This is a genomic window from Legionella resiliens (assembly GCF_021344005.1).
GTDB classification, from domain to species: Bacteria; Pseudomonadota; Gammaproteobacteria; order Legionellales; family Legionellaceae; genus Legionella; species Legionella resiliens.
The window spans coordinates 221,012-238,619 of record NZ_JAJTND010000007.1 but is presented as its reverse complement, the minus strand read 5'-3'; the positions used below and the strand labels follow the sequence as shown (position 1 = coordinate 238,619).

Here is a 17,608-nt window from a genome sequence, read left to right as displayed (position 1 = left end):
TATGAAACGTATTCAAAAAGGCGATGATGTAATTATAATCGCCGGAAAAAGTAAAGGTCATAGAGGTAAGGTCTTACGTGTGACTGAAAATGGTGTGGTTGTTGAAGGTGGAAACTTAATCAAAAAACATGTTAAGCCTAATCCGCAAAAGCCAGAAAACAAGGGAGGTATTATTACCCTTGAAGCGCCAGTACACATTTCTAACGTTGCTCATTATAATTCCAACACAAAGAAAGCAGATAAAGTAGGATTCAAATTTATTGAGAGTAACGGGATAAGTAAGAAAGTTAGATATTTTAAATCTGACAATGAAATAATTGACCGTGTTTAATTAGGTGATTGAAATGGCAAGACTTAATGAATTTTATAAAAAAGAAATCATCCCTATGATGATGAAACGGTTCAAGTATTCCAGCGTTATGGAAGTTCCAAAGCTGCTTAAAATCACCTTAAACATGGGTGTTGGCGAAGCTGTTGGTGATAAAAAGGTGATGAATCATGCAGTTGAGGACATGACTTTGATTGCTGGACAAAAGCCTGTTGTTACTAAAGCAAGAAAATCTATTGCTGGTTTTAAAATTAGGGAAGGTTGGCCAATTGGCTGTAAAGTAACACTAAGACGTCAACGGATGTATGAGTTTTTAGACAGACTGATTTCCGTAACTTTACCGCGTGTAAGAGATTTTCGTGGTTTAAATCCTAAGTCTTTTGATGGAACTGGTAATTACAGTATGGGAATACATGAACAAATCGTATTTCCAGAAATTGATTACGATAAAACAGATGGCATTCGTGGTTTAGATATTTGTATCACTACAACTGCTAAAACAAATGAAGAAGCTAAAGCTTTATTAGAAGCTTTTAACCTTCCATTGAAAGATAGAGATAAAAAATAAGGGTGAAATTGTGGCTAAAAGATCAATGCTTATGAGAGAGTTAAAGCGTAGCAAACTAGTAAATAAGTACAGTAAACGCAGAAACGAATTGAAAAAATTGATTAAATCATCTGATGATTTTCAGGTAATTATGGATAGTCAGTTAAAGTTAGCTAAATTGCCTGTTAATTCAAATCCTGTTCGTTTTAAAACACGATGTCAGCAATGTGGTCGTCCACATGGAGTTTATCGTAAGTTTGCTCTTTGTAGAATTTGCTTAAGACAACAACTAATGGTTGGTAATATACCTGGCGGAAGAAAATCCAGCTGGTAATTTTTTAATTGGAGAACGATTGTGAGTATGCATGATCCAGTTGCTGATATGCTGACCCGAATTAGAAATGGTCAACAAGCAAAGCATCAGCAAATAACGTTAACTTCTTCTAAATTGAAGGAAGAAATTGCTCGTGTTTTAAAGGAAGAAGGATATATTGAAAACTTCTTTGTAGAATCACTAGATAATAATCTTAAATTAATGACGATTAAGCTGAAATATTATCATGGCCGACCCGTTATTGAATTGATTAAGAGAATTAGCAGGCCTGGATTGCGAGTCTATAAATCTTATAAAGATTTGACATCAGTTCCTGGCTTTGGTGTTGCTATTTTGTCTACATCACAAGGTATAATGACCCATATATCTGCAAAGATGAAAGGCGTTGGTGGCGAAGTCATTTGTGAAGTGGCTTAATACTTGCGAGGAATAATATGTCTAGAGTAGCAAAAGCCCCAGTAGTTCAACCAGCAAACGTTGAAATAACAATAGGTGATGGTGAAGTTACTGTTAAAGGGCCTAAAGGTACACTAACCCAAAAAATTAATAGGTTAGTTAAAGTAACGAAAAATAAAGATTCTAATCATGTTGAGTTTGCTCCTGCTGCAAATGATCCTAGAGCTTGGGCTCAGGCTGGAACAGCTCGTGCATTAGTAAATAATATGGTTAAGGGTGTAACTGAAGGTTTTGTTGTCACCTTGGAACTCGTTGGTGTAGGTTATAGAGCACAGTCTAAAGATAAATCAATTACATTATCATTAGGCTTTTCTCATCCTATTGAGTACCACTTACCTAAAGGTGTGTTAGTTGAAACCCCAAGCAATACTGTTATATTGCTGAAAGGAGTTGATAAACAAATTTTGGGTCAAGTAGCTTCTGAAATAAGAGCATTTAGACCACCAGAGCCCTATAAAGGTAAAGGTGTTAAACTTGCTGGCGAGTATATTGCTCGTAAAGAAGCGAAAAAGAAATAAGGTTTAAGTCATGAATAAACACAACTCACGTGCTCGACGTGGATTAAAAGCAAAGGCACTGATTCGTAAATCAGGCAGAGCAAGACTAGTCGTTTATAGAAGTGGTTTGCACATTTACTCACAAATCATCGAAGCAGATAATCTTGGTGATAAAGTATTAGTGTCATGTTCAACTAACGATAAAGAATTGCGTACAAACCTAACCGGTAAATGTAAAGTAGAACAAGCTACCTTAGTTGGCAAGTTGCTTGGTGAGCGTGCAAGCGAGCGTGGCATTACTCAAGTTGCATTTGATCGTGCTGGTTATAAATATCATGGCCGAGTGAAAGCCCTTGCAGAAGGTGCGCGCGAAGCTGGATTAGATTTTTAAGGAACGATTATGGCATTCGATGAATCATCACCTAAATCAGATGGCTACCAAGAAAAGCTAGTATCGGTTAATCGTACGGCTAAAGTTGTTAAGGGCGGCCGTGTTTTCGGCTTTGCAGTTCTTGTTGTTGTTGGTGACGGCAAGGGCAAAGTTGGATTTGGTAGAGGTAAAGCAAGAGAGGTTCCAATTGCTATTCAAAAAGCAATGGAGCAAGCTAAGAAAAATATGGTTTATATTCCACTTTCTGGATCAACTATATTTCACGAAATTACTTGGAACTACGGTGCTTCTAGGGTATTTATGAAGCCTGCAAGTGAAGGTACTGGGATTATTGCTGGTGGCGCGATGAGAGCCGTCTTAGAAGTTTTAGGCGTGCAAAATATATTAGCTAAAAGTATTGGTTCAACCAATCCAAGCAATATTGTAAGAGCTACTATCGGTGCTTTAACTAATATCGGTACCCCAGATTATGTTGCGGCCAAGCGTGGTAAAACTGTTGAAGAAGTTATGGCGGGCTAATTATGGAAAAGAAAATTAAAATAACTTTGGTTAAAAGCATAATAGGCAGAAAGCCAAAGCACGTTTCTATCGTAAAGCAATTAGGTCTAGGTAAAACTAATTCGAGCGTATCACATAATGATACCCCAGCAATTCGTGGCCTTATTAATAAAGTTGATTATCTATTGCTGGTTGAGGAGAGTGTATAATGAATTTAAATTCACTATCACCAGATCCTGGTTCAAAACGACCCAAAAGACGGTTAGGGCGTGGTATAGGATCCGGGCTAGGTAAAACAAGTGGTAAAGGTCATAAAGGGCAAAAAGCTCGTGCTGGTGGCTTTCACAAAATTAATTTTGAAGGCGGTCAAATGCCTATTCAAAGACGTCTACCAAAAATGGGATTTAAGTCTCGCGTTGGTAAAACTGTAGATCAGATATGCCTCAGTGAGCTTGCAAAGTTGTCTGCTGACGTAATTGATCTCAATACATTGCGTGAAGCAGGTTTAATCAGCAGTTCTATTAAGGATGTAAAAGTTATTTTATCTGGTGAATTAACTACTGCCATCAAACTTAAAGGTTTAAGGGTCACTAAAGGAGCTCGTTTAGCCATTGAAGGTTTAGGCGGCAGCATAGAAGAGTGACTATGAAAAACCAAAAACATAATGCAAGCCAATCACGTGGTGGATTGGCTGAACTGAAATCAAGATTATTGTTTGTTGTCCTTGGAATTTTAGTTTATCGTTTGGGAGCTCATATACCAGTTCCTGGCTTGGATCCCGCACGCTTAGCTAATTTTTTTAATGAACAGCAGAATACAATTTTTGGCTTATTCAATATGTTTTCTGGTGGTGCTTTATCGCGTGTGACGGTTTTTGCAATTGGTATTATGCCTTATATTTCTGCATCTATTATTCTCCAACTTTTTACTGTTGTCTCTCCTAAGCTTGAACAACTGAAAAAAGAAGGTGAATCTGGGCGTAGAAAAATAAACCAATACACTCGATATCTAACTTTAGTGCTTTCGGTGTTTCAGTCTTTAGGAATGGCACGTTGGTTAGCTGGACAACAAATTGCACTACAAGCCGACTTTTCATTCTACTTTACTGCGGTAGTTACCTTGGTTACGGGTACTATGTTTTTAATGTGGTTAGGTGAACAAATTACTGAAAAAGGCGTTGGTAACGGAATATCTTTAATTATCTTTTCAGGAATTGTATCAAGTATGCCTTCTGCTATTGCGTCGGTTCTTCAACAGGTTAAAGAAGGACAGATGCAGGCATTAACCCTAATTATTATTGCCGCTGTTGTAGTGGTTGTAACTGGATTTGTAGTGTTTATGGAGCGTGCACAGCGACGTATAAGAGTGAATTATGCGCAAAGGACGCAAGGTAGAAAGGTATATGCTGCACAAACGAGTCATTTACCTTTAAAGATCAATATGTCTGGGGTAATACCTCCAATTTTTGCATCCAGCATCATATTATTGCCTGCAACTTTGGCTCAATTCTTCTCACATACTAAGGGTTTGGGATGGTTAGCTGATGTTGGAATGGCTCTATCTCCCGGACAACCTTTGTATTTAATCGTTTATGCTGTATCTATTATATTTTTTGCGTTCTTTTATGCAGCTTTGGTCTTTAACCCCAAAGATACTGCTGATAATTTAAAAAAATCTGGTGCATATATCCCTGGAATTAGACCGGGTGAGCAAACAACTAAATATATTGATGGTGTTATGACTCGCTTGACATTAGTGGGCGCAATCTATTTGGTTCTGGTATGTCTTTTGCCTCAGATTTTGATGTATACATGGCATGTCCCTTTTTATTTCGGAGGAACGTCATTGCTGATTATTGTAGTTGTTATTATGGATTTTGTAGCTCAGGTACAAGCTCATTTAATGACTCAGCAATATGATTCTTTAATGAAAAAGGCTAATTTTAAAGGTACCAAATTACCTGGTCTTTTATGATCTTTATCGGAGTTAGGAATGAAAGTAAGAGCATCTGTAAAGCGAATTTGTCGCAATTGCAAGATTATTAAACGAAGTGGCACTATACGGGTTATTTGTAAAGATGCCAGACATAAGCAAAAGCAGGGTTAATATCTGCTTGATTTAATTTTATAAAAATAGTATTCTTCTGTCCCTTTCGACAGAACAAATAACGTTCGGAGAAGTTAATGGCTCGTATTGCGGGAGTAAATATACCTGATCACAAACATGTTGTGATTGCTTTAACAGCAATATATGGTATTGGTAAACCTACATCCTTGAAATTATGTTCCTCAGTTGGTATTGAACCTTCAAAGAAGGTATCAGAACTAACCGATGCTCAACTTGAGTCTTTGAGAACAGAAATTGCAAAAATAACTGTGGAAGGTGATTTGCGTCGTGTTGTGACAATGAACATTAAGCGCCTTATGGATCTGGGATGTTATCGTGGACTAAGACACAGAAGAGGATTGCCACTGCGAGGACAACGTACGAAAACTAATGCTCGTACACGAAAAGGTCGCAGAAAAGGCACTACCGTTTGATATTTCATGTAGGAAAGTAAGATGGCAATAACAAAGTCGAAACAACAAAAAGTACGCAAAAAGGCAAAACGTGTCGTATCAGATGGTATTGTGCACGTTCATGCATCTTTTAATAATACAATAGTTACCTTTACTGACAGACAAGGTAATGCGCTATGCTGGGCAACATCTGGTGGTTCAGGATTCAGAGGTTCAAGAAAAAGTACCCCCTATGCTGCACAGGTTGCTACTGAGCGTGCTGCTGCTGTTGCGAAAGAATACGGTATGAAATCTGTGGCTGTATTTGTTCATGGTCCCGGACCCGGAAGAGAGTCCACTATTCGTGAATTAATATCACAGGATTTTAAAATTGTTGAAATTACCGATGTTACTGGTATACCTCATAATGGGTGTAAACCACCTAAAAAACGTCGTGTATAAGACTCAGGAGTAATTAATGGCTAGATATCTTGGTCCAAAATGTAAGCTATCACGTCGTGAAGGTTGTGATTTATTACTTAAAAGTGGTGTCCGTGATCACAAGTCCAAATGTAAATCTGAAAAATTACCTGGACAACATGGCGATAAAAAACCACGCCTGAATGGTTATGGAATTCAGCTTAGAGAGAAGCAAAAAATTAGAAGATTGTATGGCATTCTTGAAAAGCAATTCCGTGGCTATTACAAAATGGCTGCTCGTATGAAAGGTGCAACAGGCGAAAATCTGATGTCTTTGCTAGAAAGACGTTTGGATAATGTTGTGTACCGGATGGGTTTTGCAAGTACACGTGCTGAAGCACGACAACTTGTTACACACAAAGCCATACTTGTTAATGATAAAATAGTTAACGTTCCATCTTTCTTAGTAAAACCGGGAGATGTAGTATCTGTTCGTCAAAGAGCACGAAGCCAAGGGCGTATCCAAGCAGCTTTAGCTTTGTCTGAACAACGAGCTCCATGTGATTGGATTACTGTAGATAGTTCTTCTTGCAAAGGAACCTTCTCTACAGCGCCAACGTTAACTGACTTATCTTCAGACTACAACGTAAACTTAGTTGTAGAACTTTACTCTAAGTAAGCTCGGAGAAATAGCTGAATGTATACTGAAATCAATGAAATGTTGACACCTAATGTTCTTAAGGTCCAGGCAGAATCGCCCTATAAAGCTAGAATAGTTTTAGAGCCTTTGGAGCGTGGCTTTGGTCATACTCTCGGCAATGCTTTGAGACGTATTTTGTTATCATCAATGCCTGGAAGTGCAATTACTGAAGCTTCAATTGACGGTGTTCTACATGAATACAGTACAATTGAAGGCGTACAGGAAGATGTTGTTGATATACTTCTGAACCTGAAGTTGGTTGCGATTAAAATGACAGTTGGTGAAGAAGCCACTGTGACATTGAACAAGCAAGGTCCTTGTCAAGTTACTGCTGGAGACATTCAACTGACTCATGGATTAGAATTAATCAATCCAGAGCTGGTCATTGCTAATTTGAATGAAAAAGGCAAATTGAATATGACTTTAAAAGTTGAGCGAGGAATTGGTTTCCACAGCACTGATTCATTCATTAGACATTTCGATGATGAAGTAGAAAGAAAAACTGTCGGGAAACTTAAAATTGATAATAGTTTCTCGCCAGTAAAGAAAGTGGCTTACTATGTTGATAGTGCTCGTGTAGAAAACCGTACTGACCTCGATAAATTAACTATTGAGTTAGAAACTAATGGAACTATAGATGCTGAAGAATCAATACGGATCTCTGCTAGTATTCTTCAAAGACAGCTTCATGCGTTTGTCGACATGAAATTTGAAGAATCTCGGTCTGATAATAAAGAACGCAATGATTTTGATCCTATTCTATTACGCTCTGTTGATGATTTAGAGTTAACTGTTCGATCTGCAAATTGCTTGAAAGCAGAAAATATTCATTATATCGGCGATTTAGTACAAAGAACTGAAAATGAGCTCTTAAAAACACCTAATCTTGGTAAGAAATCTTTAACTGAGATTAAGGATGTTTTAGCTTCACGTTCATTATCGCTCGGTATGAAACTTGAGAATTGGCCGCCAGCAAATCTTGGCGAATAAAGTTTAGGAGTTTTGGTTATGCGTCACCGTAATTCAGGCAGAAGTTTTGGCCGTACAAGTAGCCACAGAAAGGCTATGTTTGCAAACATGTGTTGTTCTTTAATTGAGCATGAGTTGATTAAAACAACTTTGCCCAAAGCTAAAGATCTGCGTCGTTACATTGAACCTTTAATAACTGTGTCAAAGGTTGATTCCGTTGCTACACGTCGTCATGCGTTTGATATTCTAAGATCTAAATCTGCGGTTGGTAAATTGTTTAAAGATTTAGGTCCACGTTTTGTAGAGCGTCCCGGTGGCTATATACGTATTATCAAGTGTGGTTTTAGAGACGGTGATAACGCTCCTATGGCCATTGTTGAATTACTTGATCGACCTGTTGCCAGTGATGATTCTGAAGAATAATGTTAACTGTTATTAATTTAAAAGCCCGCATTTGCGGGTTTTTTTTTGATAAAAATTAGTATGGCGATCGAGTATAACTAAACTCAGGGCTTTACTTTGACGGAATGTCTGGATTTCACTGGGTGCTTCATCCAGGCAATATAGATAAATTTATTTATTGTTACCAAATTAAATCCAGGGTTGTTTATCCACAAGTAAATCACTTTCAATACCGCCTGTTTGCTCTGTTGATTTTGGTTCTAACAAGAGGACATGTACTTCCTCATCTGCTACAGGTTTATGCTCTATGCCTTTAGGGACTATATACAACTCACCTTCTTTTAAGGTAACTGTTTTATCTCTAAATTCAATTTTGAGTGTTCCTTTCACCACCATAAAAAGTTCATCTTCGTTTGCATGACTATGCCACATAAACTCTCCTTTGAATTTTGCAAGCTTGACATATTGACCATTTAGTTCTCCAACAATACGTGGGGCCCAATACTCATTAAAGAGTTTAAATTTTTCAACTAAATTAACTTTTTCCATAGTTACCTCAATTCTAAATCATTAATCAAAAAAACATACTTTGATACATCTTTATTAGTTTGAAAAGTGGATTTCACTATGTTTCACTTAGATGTTTAGTATGACAGGTTAGAGAATTTCTACTTCTTAACAGGTAATATGTCAATTGTATTTTGGTTTTGCAATCACAATAGAACTCTTAGCAACTTCTGCAACGAGAGAAATGCGGGGAAGCAGGAACCAAAACCGGAGTGTCACGAAGACATATGAGGATTCAGACACGGTATTTACGAAGGAACTTTCTTCTACAGTAGTGTTTCAAACGACGTAAGAGGTAAGGATTTAGAAGGTCGCGGTTTATGAGATTTAATAAGGTAACTTGATACAGCCAATATTGGAATCGTAATCTTGTTATGTAAAATAGTTAATAACTGAACATGGAGATAACGGATGCTTTCCTATATTTATTTAATAAATGAGGACCAAAATTTAGTTTATGTATTTATAAGGGCTGTATTGTTACTAGTGATTGGAACACTTTTAATTCGATTTGGCAATCGACGATTTAGATTAAACAACTCATTTGATCTGCTAATTATTGTTATTTCTGGTGGATTAATTAGCAGAGGAATAAATGGACCGGCTACTTTGATTTCTACAATTATTGGTCTAATTGCTTTAGTCGCGACGCATAAAATATTAGCTATATGTACTAGAAAATCTCTAACTTTTGAGCGCATATTTAAGGGAAAACGTTATCTCCTTGTAAAAAATGGTATTCTGCAGAAGAAAGTATTGCAAAGCTTAAATATTACTCAAAAAGATATAGAGGAACAAATGCGTCAACAAATACATACTTCTTCTTTAGATAAAGTGCTTTTTGCATATCTGGAAAGAACAGGTCATATATCCTTTATAAAAAAAGATTGAGGTTGTTAGCCAATAATAGCATTCCTGACTTCAGCTTCGCATGCACACATGCTCCAGTTATTTAAAAGGAGATAAACTCGAGAGATATAATGCCCTTATCGATAAGGGCAGCAATGGACAATATGACAGCTTAGATCCAGATGGAATTAAAATGGAACATCATCATCCAATTGGTCAAAAGCATCTTGCGGTACTTGTGTGGGTTGTTGTTTTCCAGCATTTTGGTTACTTGGTGTAAATTGGGCTTGTGGGATCTCATCGAAGCTGGATGATGCAGCCCCTTTACTATCTAGCATTTGAATGTCATTAGCTACAATCTCAGTAGTGTATCTATCCTGACCTTGTTGATCCTGCCACTTTCTGGTTCTTAAACTACCTTCGATATAGAGCTTGGATCCTTTGCGTACATATTCACCAGCTATTTCACCTAAACGGTTAAAACATACAACGCGATGCCATTCAGTCCGTTCTTGCTTTTCACTTGTTACTTTATCTTTCCACGTTTCACTCGTAGCAATAGACAATGTAGTGACCGCATTTCCATTAGGTAAATAACGGACATCAGGGTCAACACCCACATTGCCAATTAGGATGACTTTATTTATACCACGTGCCATTTTCGATCTCCTGTATGCGAAAGTTAGGGAAAGAGTATATCCTAATTTATATATCCCTTGCACTGATGAGTGAATTTTGCTGAAGAGAAAAAAACAACAAGCATATCTGGCTTGACATACTTGTTGTTGATTAGAATGATTAACGCGAGATTTTTTTAAGCCATTCTTTGGCTTCTTTACTCACCTGCTCATCTTGAAGTAGCACCTCATAAATAGTAATTTTATCTTCGCTTACATTTCCATACATTTCCTCCAATATCTGATTCCACGAGGCTGATAATTCAGTAGATGGGAGCTCATTTACTTTTGCAAGCACTTCATAGAGACGTTGATACCAATATGCATCAATCGCTTGATCGATCCAGTGAACAATTTCGAAAGTCAATCCATAATCTTCCAGCCCTTTTCCTTCTTTAAAGCCTTTCTCCCATTTTGTAGTGCGAAGATGCGCATTTTCTTTTCCATACAGGTTATTGATTAAATCCATGCACTGTTTCGCCAGGGAAATACCGATTGCAGATTTGGGATCATGATGTAAATTATCGTTAACCTCATTGACAAGATTAGACCAGCTCGATTCGAATTGTTGCTTTTCCTTTTCATTAAAGCGGAATTTTAAATTAGCTTCAAATTGTGCATATTGTTCTAATTCTTCGGGATTAAATACTTCTTTAATCCAAGAGTTCTCAAGTTGTTGTGTCATACGATATACCTCGATTAACTGTATTATTTGTTCCCATGGAATAGACTTTTCTTTGCCGCAATTCGTAGTGACTTGCTTTAAAATCTTACTCGCTTGCAGGAGTGCTTCTGCTTTTTCTTGCAGAAATTTTGCTTGCATGCCTAGGTTTTCCAACATGTTTGCATTATGAGCAAGTAATTGTTTGATTTGGGCTAATTCAAAACCAAAAAACTTTAAGGCAATAATCTGTTGCAGCTTTGATAAGTCTTGTTCAGAGTACAGACGATAACGATTGCTTAGACGTAAACTGGGTTTAAGTAAACCAATTTTGTCGTAGTGATGCAGTGTTCTTACAGAAACTTGCGTCAGTCGACTAAACTCTTTTGCATACCATTGTTTCATCGTTTTTCCTCCTTGGTGACAAGGCTAATGTATGACGTAAGGTTAGAGTCAAGCACATGTCAATCAAAAAGTGTTCTATCGGAACTTGAAACAAGTTCATACAGACGCATAATTTGTTTTTGTGTTACTCTGGGGGTTGATAATGGCGGTAAATGAGCTAATTCAAAAAATTGAATGTCAGAAATTTCTAAATTTTCTTTTGCGGTTCCCGACATAATTTCACAATGAAAAAAGCATTTATAGGTGTGGGGCCACTGCAGAGGATGCTCATGTTTGTGTTTATCCCATAATGCAAGTAATCTGAGTACTGAAACATCAAATCCAGTTTCCTCCTTTGCTTCTCTAATCACTGATTCTGATGCTGATTCATTTGTTTCTGCCCAACCTCCAGGCAAGGTCCACAATTCATCGGAGCGTTCTTTAACCAATAAAATTTTATTATCTTTTAGGATAAAAGCACGGACATCTACTTTAGGAGTAGCATATCCCTTTTCCAATGAAAAGATTTGTTTTATCTCAGCAAGTGAAGTCTCTGAGTAGATCGCCATAAATTCGGAAGCAATCTCGCGAAGTCTTAAATAACGTTCTTTATCAAACTCATTATTTGAGTAGTTCAGTCCATTTTGAGCGATTGCTTGAATTTCAGTAATATATTTTAACCAACTGAGATCATTTTTAGACATGGTTTCGTCGTCCTATAGTGCATTTTTTTTGCATTCCCTATTGACTCTCACGTTACGTGATAGTTTAAAATCAACATTCAAGAGAGAGTTGAATGAAATATTATCAAATTAAAGATATTAGCCAAATGACTTCATTAACAATTAGGTCATTACAATATTACGATGAAATTGGCTTATTAAAACCAACCAAGCGCTCAATGAGCGGCTATCGTCTTTATTCTGAAACGGATTTAATACGTTTACAACAAATTACCACGTTAAAGTTTTTGGGTTTTTCTTTATCAACGATTAAAAAAATTATGGAAAATCCACATTTTGATGTGATGGCATCCATGGGTATACAAGCACGTGAGTTAACCGAGAAAGCGGCGCGAATTAATGAAGCGGCATCATTACTCACTTATATTTCCAGCCAAGTGGGAATGAATCAACCTGTGAATTGGAAAAGTACTGCAAAAATTATAGAAATATTGGAGTTAAATACAATGAACGATCATGTATTGAAAAAATATCAATCCGAAGCGGAACAATCCGAATTAGGTAAAAAATCTGCCTATGATGAAACGTATAATCCTGATCGATTATACCCTATTCCGAGAGCAGGAAAGCGACAGGAAATTGGGGTTGATCCAGTTCAATTACCTTTTTATGGCTTTGATTGCTGGAATCACTATGAAGTGTCCTGGCTTAATGCCAAAGGCAAGCCTATGGTTGCGATTGCTGAATTGTTTTATGACTGCAGTTCGCCTAACTTAATTGAGTCGAAATCATTAAAACTTTATTTTAATTCATTCAACAATACTCGAATTCAAAGCGTTAGTGAATTAGAAAATACAATTAAAAAGGACTTACAAGAACGCGTTGGTGCAGAGGTCTGGGTCCATGTTCACCTTTTGGAAGCAACTGGTCCGTTTGCTGAACAACAGCCTTTAATAGGGGAGTCACTTGATGATCTTGATATAGAGTGCTCTATTTATCTTGTTGAGCCCTCATTTCTCTCTGTAAGCGATGAGATTGTGGAGGAAGCGTTATTTTCCAATCTGTTGAAATCAAATTGCCTGGTTACAAACCAGCCTGATTGGGGAAGCGTACAAATCACCTACAGAGGGAAAAAAATAAATCGGGAAGGTTTATTGAAGTATCTTGTTTCATATCGAAATCATAATGAGTTTCATGAGCAATGTATTGAGCGCATTTTTGTTGATATCATGAACTATTGCACGCCTGAAAAACTGACTGTATACGGCCGTTATACAAGACGAGGCGGCTTAGATATCAATCCATATCGCTCTACCGAAAAGACTTCATTTGCAGGTAAAAATTTGCGCTTGGTCCGTCAGTAGTTTCATTGTGTATTGCAGATAGATTATCTTGAGTAGCCTGGGTGAAGGACCGAAACCCGGGTTCCACTTCGCTTCCCCAGGCTATGAGGAGTATGTCGAAGTTAATCAACCAATTGATATTGTTCTTTGTTCCATGCTGGACGGCACGAAATAAACAATTGCATATTCCCTTCCCAGTAATATTTTTCTCCTGCTTCAATTAATACTGCATCACCAGCAGATAATTTATATTATGTATGATTGACAACTACTTACCTTCACCTAGGAATACATAATCTAATTCATTGCATTCTAAATTTACTAATCGTCGTGTCTCCGGATATCGGCCTGATATGTTTGCTATGGCGCAATCAATCATTGGATCATTAAGAGGATACTCCCTCACTTTACAGGATGCAGCATTACTGTGTTCTGTGGTTTGATGCTTCAAAGAAATTTTCATTTAAACATTCCATCGTTTAGTGATTTGCGTTATGAATTATTTTTTCAGCACTCCCTGCAAGATAGTGATCTCTGTTTACACGTAAATAAATTATCTTCTCATCTTCTGCGAATGCCACTTCAATCACTCCTCTAACATGTAACAATTCATTGATGAGATTTATTTTTTTTCCAGTCCAGGAACAGGGCAAAACAAGCGTTGCGATAGAAACATTTGTTTTCATTGAAAAAGAAACAAGAAGCCATAAAACACTTAAGATTGTATTGGTAATAAAAACTCCCTTACTGCCACTCCATTGATACAAAACACCCGATATTGCTCCCCCAATAAAAAGTCCTAAAAATTGACTGGTTGAATAAACTCCCATGGCAGTTCCTTTACTGTTAGGGTTTGCCTGTCTGGATACCAAAGAGGGTAAGGCGGCTTCGAGAATGTTAAAAGCAATAAAATAAATTAACATGAGAAAACACAGACTAAGCCAATTTTGAAACGTATAGGCTAATAATAATTGGGCTATTACCATTGTGAGCACGGATAAAATAAAAACACTTTTCATGCGCTTTTTCTTTTCAGCGATCACAATAAACGGGATCATAAGTATAAATGAAATGAGCATAAGGGGCAGATAAAAGTGCCATTGCTGTGACAAATGACCTTGCTCCACTTGCTTTCTTAAGATGTAGGGGATAGCAAAAAATGTTGCTGTGAGAATAAAGTGCTGACAAAAAATACCCATATTGAGGCGTTGTAACTGTAGATTAGATATAACGTGTTTCAATAGAGCGGGATTTGTTTCACTATCAATATGAAAGGGTTCCCTCACAGGTTTAGGAATCACTAAATGAAGCAATCCTATCCCTATAATCGCTAATAAAGTAGTTAGGCAAAAAATACCAGACAAACCAAAATGATGGGTTATGGCCGGGCTAATTACCATGGCCAGGCTAAATGTTGTGCCTATAGTCATGCCAATGACTGCCATTGCTTTAGTGCGTTGTTCATCCGCCGTCAAATCAGCAAGTAAAGCGATTAAAACGCTACCAATTGCACCTGTGCCTTGTAAGGTTCTGGCAAGGATCATTCCATAAATAGAATCAGTTATGGCACCCAGTAAACTACCAAAAGCAAAAAGAATTAAGCCCACAGTAATCATGGGTTTTCTTCCTATTTTATCGGAAAGCATGCCAAAGGGCATTTGCAGAAGGCCTTGCGCAAGGCCATAAATTCCTAGAGCAAGACCCACTAAAGCGGGTGAGGCGCCCTGCAAATTTTCTGCATAAATGCTAAATACAGGTATGAGTAAAAACAAACCAAGCATGCGAAATGAAAAAATAGCAGCTATAGGAAATACAGTTTTAAACCAAGAATGCTTCATTCATTAATATATATTTATCTTAATCGTGTGCCGATAGTACAAAGTTAGCTCTCTAGAAACAAGATATTTGAAAATTTAATGATCTAATCATTGCTTTATCGATGAATAAAAATGAAAATGTAGTTTTTGTAACTGTTCGTTCAAGGGTGTCGATATACGAGCGAGCACGTGGTATCTTAAAATCGCAAAAATCGCAGCCTGGGCGATATGAGGCGGACCTGGATTTATTGGGATAAATTCTACGGGTTCTGCTTTGCATTCACCCGGGCACATGCAATAGGGACTATGATTTTTAAGTTGACCCCATTTTTATCAACAGTTGCTTTTTATTCTTAAATCAGTTGAAGTTAATGAGGATTATTCCATGAGTTTGGTTTTTGCAGGTAAAGTTGGATTAATTACTGGCGGTGCACGAGGCATCGGTAAGGCGACTGCATTAAAGTTAGCTCAGGCAGGAAGTGATATTGCCATAGTTTATTACAACAGCTCTGATGAAGCCCAGGCTTTAGTTGAACAACTCCAAACCATGGGCCGTAAAGCAATTGCTTTGCAGGCTAATGTAGCAGATCATCAGTCTGTAAAAGAAATGTTTACACAATTCCATGAACATTTTAAGCGCCTGGATTTTTTAATTAGTAATGCTGCGAGTGGAGTTTTAAAACCAGCACTTAAGATGTCAACCAAACATTGGCGCTGGTGTATGGAAACCAATGCTTTGGCATTAAATCATTTAACTACAGAAGCTCGTTCATTAATGCCTAAAGGGAGCCGCATTATCGCCTTATCTAGTCTTGGTGCATCTCGGGCAATTCCAAATTATGCATTTATTGGTGCATCTAAGGCAGCTCTTGAAGCTTTAGTTCGGTCTTTGAGTCTAGAGTTGGCTGTTGATGGGATCACAGTAAATACAGTTTCTGCAGGAGTGGTTGATACTGATGCATTAAAGCATTTTCCTAATAGAGAGCAATTACTTGATGAATATCAAGCTCACTGTTTGGCTGACAGGCCACTGACAACACAAGATGTAGCCAATGCTGTTTATCTCTTGTGCTTGCCAGAAGCATCTATGATTAATGGACATACTTTATTTGTTGATGCAGGGTATAGTCAGGTTGGTTAATACCTCGCCACGCTTAATTTTGTGTCTTTAAAAAAATCTATGGTATAATTTCGGCCTTTTCAAATTAGCTGATCTCTGAGGACAAAATATGAATGTAGCAGACGTTTATCCTAAAGTTAGAGAAATTGTTGCTGATGTGCTAGTGATTGATGTAGAAGAAATATCTCTTAACAGTCGATTGATAGCAGATCTGGGCGCTGAATCTATTGATTTTCTTGATTTGGTTTTTCAATTGGAAAAAGAATTCAAAATTAAAATTCCTCGTGGTCAATTGGAAAAAAATGCGCGTGGTGATTTGGCAGAGGATGAATTCGAGAAAGGGGGCTTCATAACGGAACAAGGTTTGCAGGCATTGAAAAATTATTTAAGTGAAGTTCCTGCAGAGCAATTCAAGCCCAATATGAAAGTCAATGAAATACCCATGTTATTTACCATTGAAACGTTTTGTAAATTAGTTGTTGCTGCAGCTAAGGAACAACAAACCACTGGAGCTGAGGCTTAATTCTGGTGTTACTTTAAAATCAAGTGAATAGGGCATAATAAATACTGATGAGATTCTTATTTGTTGATCGTATAGTAGAGTCGTCTCCCGGACAGTTGATCCGGGGAGTCAAACATGTTACTTCAAATGATGCTTTTCTCACAGTTGATGAGCAGGGACGGCCCTGTTTTATCTCTTCTTTAATCGGAGAAACACTAGGACAATTGGCCGCATGGAATGTGATGGAACTTCAGGGATTTACCCGTAGACCCGTTGCGGGTATCGTTGCCAGGGCTTCCATGCATCGACAGGCTTATGTAGGTGAGACTTTATTGCTTGAGTCATTTATTGAGCGCTTAGATGATTCGGTAATGCAATATCGTAGCGAAGCCAAGGTGGGTAATGAACTTGTATTTAGCATTGACGGCGCTCTGGGCCCTTTATTACCTATGGCTGATTTTATTGATTTGGATGAAATAAAGCAGCAATTTGCTGAAATTAATCGCCCTGGAGATTGGTCCGCTATTAGCAAGGAAAGCGCACCAGTATTGGACGATGATCTGATTATGGGCTTGGATTTGCCTGTAGTGCCTATGACTTTTGATAGAGTTCGCTCCAGTCAGTCAGGGGTTAGTTTAATCGCTGAAAAAAGAATATCACGAGCGGCTCCTTATTTTGCGGATCATTTTCCTCGGAAACCCGTATTACCTCTGACAGTATTATTGGAGTGCAAGTTAAATTTGGCAAATGAATTTATTCGACGTGCAGGGTATCCTGTGCACTATAAGATAAGTGAATTGCGCAAAATAAAAATGAATGATTTCGTTTATCCAGGTGATATTCTTGAGTGTTCTGTAACAGTCAAAAAGCAAACAGAAGATGAGTTGATCCTGTCTTTTCGCAGTGAGGTTACAGGCAAACGTGTTTGTGTCGTGGATGTAGTACTAATTCCCAGAGGTAAATAA

The 17,608-nt window shown here is 37.6% G+C and carries 27 protein-coding genes and 1 pseudogene; 22 read left to right on the top strand and 6 right to left on the bottom strand.

The features are described 5' to 3' along the window. Position 1: 1 nt before the first annotated feature. The 16 genes from rplX (at position 2) to rplQ (ending at position 8,061) form a co-directional block, all read left to right on the top strand. Positions 2-331: a 50S ribosomal protein L24 gene (gene rplX, locus LXO92_RS16910; protein WP_182350692.1), complete on the top strand. Its 330-nt coding sequence runs from the start codon at positions 2-4 to the stop codon at positions 329-331. A 13-nt stretch (positions 332-344) separates the two neighbouring features. Then, positions 345-896, top strand: a complete 552-nt coding sequence (gene rplE / locus LXO92_RS16905) for a 50S ribosomal protein L5 (RefSeq protein WP_182350691.1) — start codon at positions 345-347, stop codon at positions 894-896. Positions 897-906: 10 nt separating this feature from the next. Then, complete coding sequence (gene rpsN, locus LXO92_RS16900; RefSeq protein ID WP_182350690.1) at positions 907-1,209, top strand: 30S ribosomal protein S14; 303 nt, start codon at positions 907-909, stop codon at positions 1,207-1,209. Between the two features lie 27 nt (positions 1,210-1,236). Further along, entirely contained in the window at positions 1,237-1,626 is a 390-nt protein-coding gene (gene rpsH, locus LXO92_RS16895) for a 30S ribosomal protein S8 (RefSeq protein WP_202972288.1), read from the top strand. 17 nt (positions 1,627-1,643) lie between these two features. Beyond that, positions 1,644-2,183 carry a 50S ribosomal protein L6 gene (gene rplF, locus LXO92_RS16890; RefSeq protein ID WP_182350689.1) on the top strand — a complete coding sequence of 180 codons (540 nt, stop codon included), beginning with the start codon at positions 1,644-1,646 and terminating at the stop codon, positions 2,181-2,183. A 10-nt stretch (positions 2,184-2,193) separates the two neighbouring features. After that, positions 2,194-2,553, top strand: a complete 360-nt coding sequence (gene rplR / locus LXO92_RS16885) for a 50S ribosomal protein L18 (RefSeq protein WP_182350688.1) — start codon at positions 2,194-2,196, stop codon at positions 2,551-2,553. Positions 2,554-2,562: 9 nt separating this feature from the next. Continuing rightward, entirely contained in the window at positions 2,563-3,072 is a 510-nt protein-coding gene (gene rpsE / locus LXO92_RS16880; RefSeq protein WP_182350687.1) for a 30S ribosomal protein S5, read from the top strand. Between the two features lie 2 nt (positions 3,073-3,074). Next, a complete protein-coding gene (rpmD, locus tag LXO92_RS16875) occupies positions 3,075-3,260 on the top strand; it encodes a 50S ribosomal protein L30 (protein ID WP_182350686.1) in 186 nt (61 codons plus the stop codon). Then, positions 3,260-3,694 (top strand): 50S ribosomal protein L15, encoded by a 435-nt coding sequence (rplO, locus tag LXO92_RS16870; RefSeq protein ID WP_182350685.1) that lies wholly within the window; start codon positions 3,260-3,262, stop codon positions 3,692-3,694. The genes rpmD and rplO overlap by 1 nt, the downstream gene beginning before the upstream one ends. 2 nt (positions 3,695-3,696) lie before the next feature. Then, complete coding sequence (gene secY, locus LXO92_RS16865; RefSeq protein ID WP_182350684.1) at positions 3,697-5,025, top strand: preprotein translocase subunit SecY; 1,329 nt, start codon at positions 3,697-3,699, stop codon at positions 5,023-5,025. Positions 5,026-5,043: 18 nt separating this feature from the next. Next, positions 5,044-5,157: a 50S ribosomal protein L36 gene (gene rpmJ, locus LXO92_RS16860; protein ID WP_010946099.1), complete on the top strand. Its 114-nt coding sequence runs from the start codon at positions 5,044-5,046 to the stop codon at positions 5,155-5,157. Positions 5,158-5,234: 77 nt separating this feature from the next. After that, positions 5,235-5,591: a 30S ribosomal protein S13 gene (rpsM, locus tag LXO92_RS16855; RefSeq protein WP_182350683.1), complete on the top strand. Its 357-nt coding sequence runs from the start codon at positions 5,235-5,237 to the stop codon at positions 5,589-5,591. Between the two features lie 21 nt (positions 5,592-5,612). Beyond that, on the top strand, positions 5,613-6,011 hold the full coding sequence (gene rpsK / locus LXO92_RS16850) for a 30S ribosomal protein S11 (protein ID WP_003633055.1): 399 nt from the start codon (positions 5,613-5,615) through the stop codon (positions 6,009-6,011). Between the two features lie 16 nt (positions 6,012-6,027). Next, a complete protein-coding gene (rpsD, locus tag LXO92_RS16845) occupies positions 6,028-6,648 on the top strand; it encodes a 30S ribosomal protein S4 (protein ID WP_182350682.1) in 621 nt (206 codons plus the stop codon). A gap of 18 nt (positions 6,649-6,666) precedes the next feature. Continuing rightward, the gene (locus LXO92_RS16840) at positions 6,667-7,659 is read left to right on the top strand and encodes a DNA-directed RNA polymerase subunit alpha (RefSeq protein WP_182350681.1); all 993 of its coding nucleotides are present in this window, start codon (positions 6,667-6,669) and stop codon (positions 7,657-7,659) included. 18 nt (positions 7,660-7,677) lie between these two features. Further along, positions 7,678-8,061, top strand: coding sequence for a 50S ribosomal protein L17 (rplQ, locus tag LXO92_RS16835; RefSeq protein ID WP_182350680.1), 384 nt, complete (start codon positions 7,678-7,680; stop codon positions 8,059-8,061). 168 nt (positions 8,062-8,229) lie between these two features. Here the strand turns inward: rplQ and LXO92_RS16830 are convergent, their stop codons facing one another. Next, the gene (locus LXO92_RS16830) at positions 8,230-8,589 is read right to left on the bottom strand and encodes a cupin domain-containing protein (RefSeq protein ID WP_182350679.1); all 360 of its coding nucleotides are present in this window, start codon (positions 8,587-8,589) and stop codon (positions 8,230-8,232) included. A 429-nt stretch (positions 8,590-9,018) separates the two neighbouring features. On the opposite strand from LXO92_RS16830, the gene LXO92_RS16825 reads away from it, so the two are divergent. After that, on the top strand, positions 9,019-9,498 hold the full coding sequence (locus tag LXO92_RS16825) for a DUF421 domain-containing protein (protein WP_182350678.1): 480 nt from the start codon (positions 9,019-9,021) through the stop codon (positions 9,496-9,498). A 146-nt stretch (positions 9,499-9,644) separates the two neighbouring features. On the opposite strand, the gene ssb is transcribed toward LXO92_RS16825, so the two are convergent. From ssb to LXO92_RS16810, 3 genes are all read right to left on the bottom strand, one after another. Then, positions 9,645-10,115 carry a single-stranded DNA-binding protein gene (gene ssb / locus LXO92_RS16820; RefSeq protein WP_182350677.1) on the bottom strand — a complete coding sequence of 157 codons (471 nt, stop codon included), beginning with the start codon at positions 10,113-10,115 and terminating at the stop codon, positions 9,645-9,647. 139 nt (positions 10,116-10,254) lie between these two features. Next, entirely contained in the window at positions 10,255-11,199 is a 945-nt protein-coding gene (locus LXO92_RS16815) for a MerR family transcriptional regulator (protein ID WP_182350676.1), read from the bottom strand. 59 nt (positions 11,200-11,258) lie between these two features. Beyond that, complete coding sequence (locus LXO92_RS16810) at positions 11,259-11,882, bottom strand: NUDIX hydrolase (RefSeq protein ID WP_182350675.1); 624 nt, start codon at positions 11,880-11,882, stop codon at positions 11,259-11,261. A gap of 92 nt (positions 11,883-11,974) precedes the next feature. Here LXO92_RS16810 and LXO92_RS17235 point away from each other — a divergent pair. Both LXO92_RS17235 and queF read left to right on the top strand, forming a co-directional pair. Then, positions 11,975-12,127: pseudogene (locus LXO92_RS17235) on the top strand (MerR family DNA-binding transcriptional regulator); the annotation flags it as partial. 240 nt (positions 12,128-12,367) lie between these two features. Next, positions 12,368-13,225: an NADPH-dependent 7-cyano-7-deazaguanine reductase QueF gene (queF, locus tag LXO92_RS16805; RefSeq protein ID WP_340163020.1), complete on the top strand. Its 858-nt coding sequence runs from the start codon at positions 12,368-12,370 to the stop codon at positions 13,223-13,225. A 247-nt stretch (positions 13,226-13,472) separates the two neighbouring features. On the opposite strand, the gene LXO92_RS16800 is transcribed toward queF, so the two are convergent. Then, entirely contained in the window at positions 13,473-13,667 is a 195-nt protein-coding gene (locus LXO92_RS16800) for a hypothetical protein (protein WP_232891334.1), read from the bottom strand. Positions 13,668-13,683: 16 nt separating this feature from the next. Then, positions 13,684-15,042, bottom strand: a complete 1,359-nt coding sequence (locus tag LXO92_RS16795) for an MFS transporter (protein WP_182350673.1) — start codon at positions 15,040-15,042, stop codon at positions 13,684-13,686. Positions 15,043-15,406: 364 nt separating this feature from the next. Here LXO92_RS16795 and fabL point away from each other — a divergent pair, with 364 nt between their 5' ends. The 3 genes from fabL (at position 15,407) to LXO92_RS16780 (ending at position 17,608) form a co-directional block, all read left to right on the top strand. Beyond that, positions 15,407-16,162, top strand: coding sequence for an enoyl-[acyl-carrier-protein] reductase FabL (gene fabL / locus LXO92_RS16790; RefSeq protein ID WP_182350672.1), 756 nt, complete (start codon positions 15,407-15,409; stop codon positions 16,160-16,162). Positions 16,163-16,250: 88 nt separating this feature from the next. Continuing rightward, positions 16,251-16,664: an acyl carrier protein gene (locus LXO92_RS16785; RefSeq protein WP_182350671.1), complete on the top strand. Its 414-nt coding sequence runs from the start codon at positions 16,251-16,253 to the stop codon at positions 16,662-16,664. A gap of 47 nt (positions 16,665-16,711) precedes the next feature. After that, the gene (locus LXO92_RS16780; protein WP_182350670.1) at positions 16,712-17,608 is read left to right on the top strand and encodes an ApeI family dehydratase; all 897 of its coding nucleotides are present in this window, start codon (positions 16,712-16,714) and stop codon (positions 17,606-17,608) included.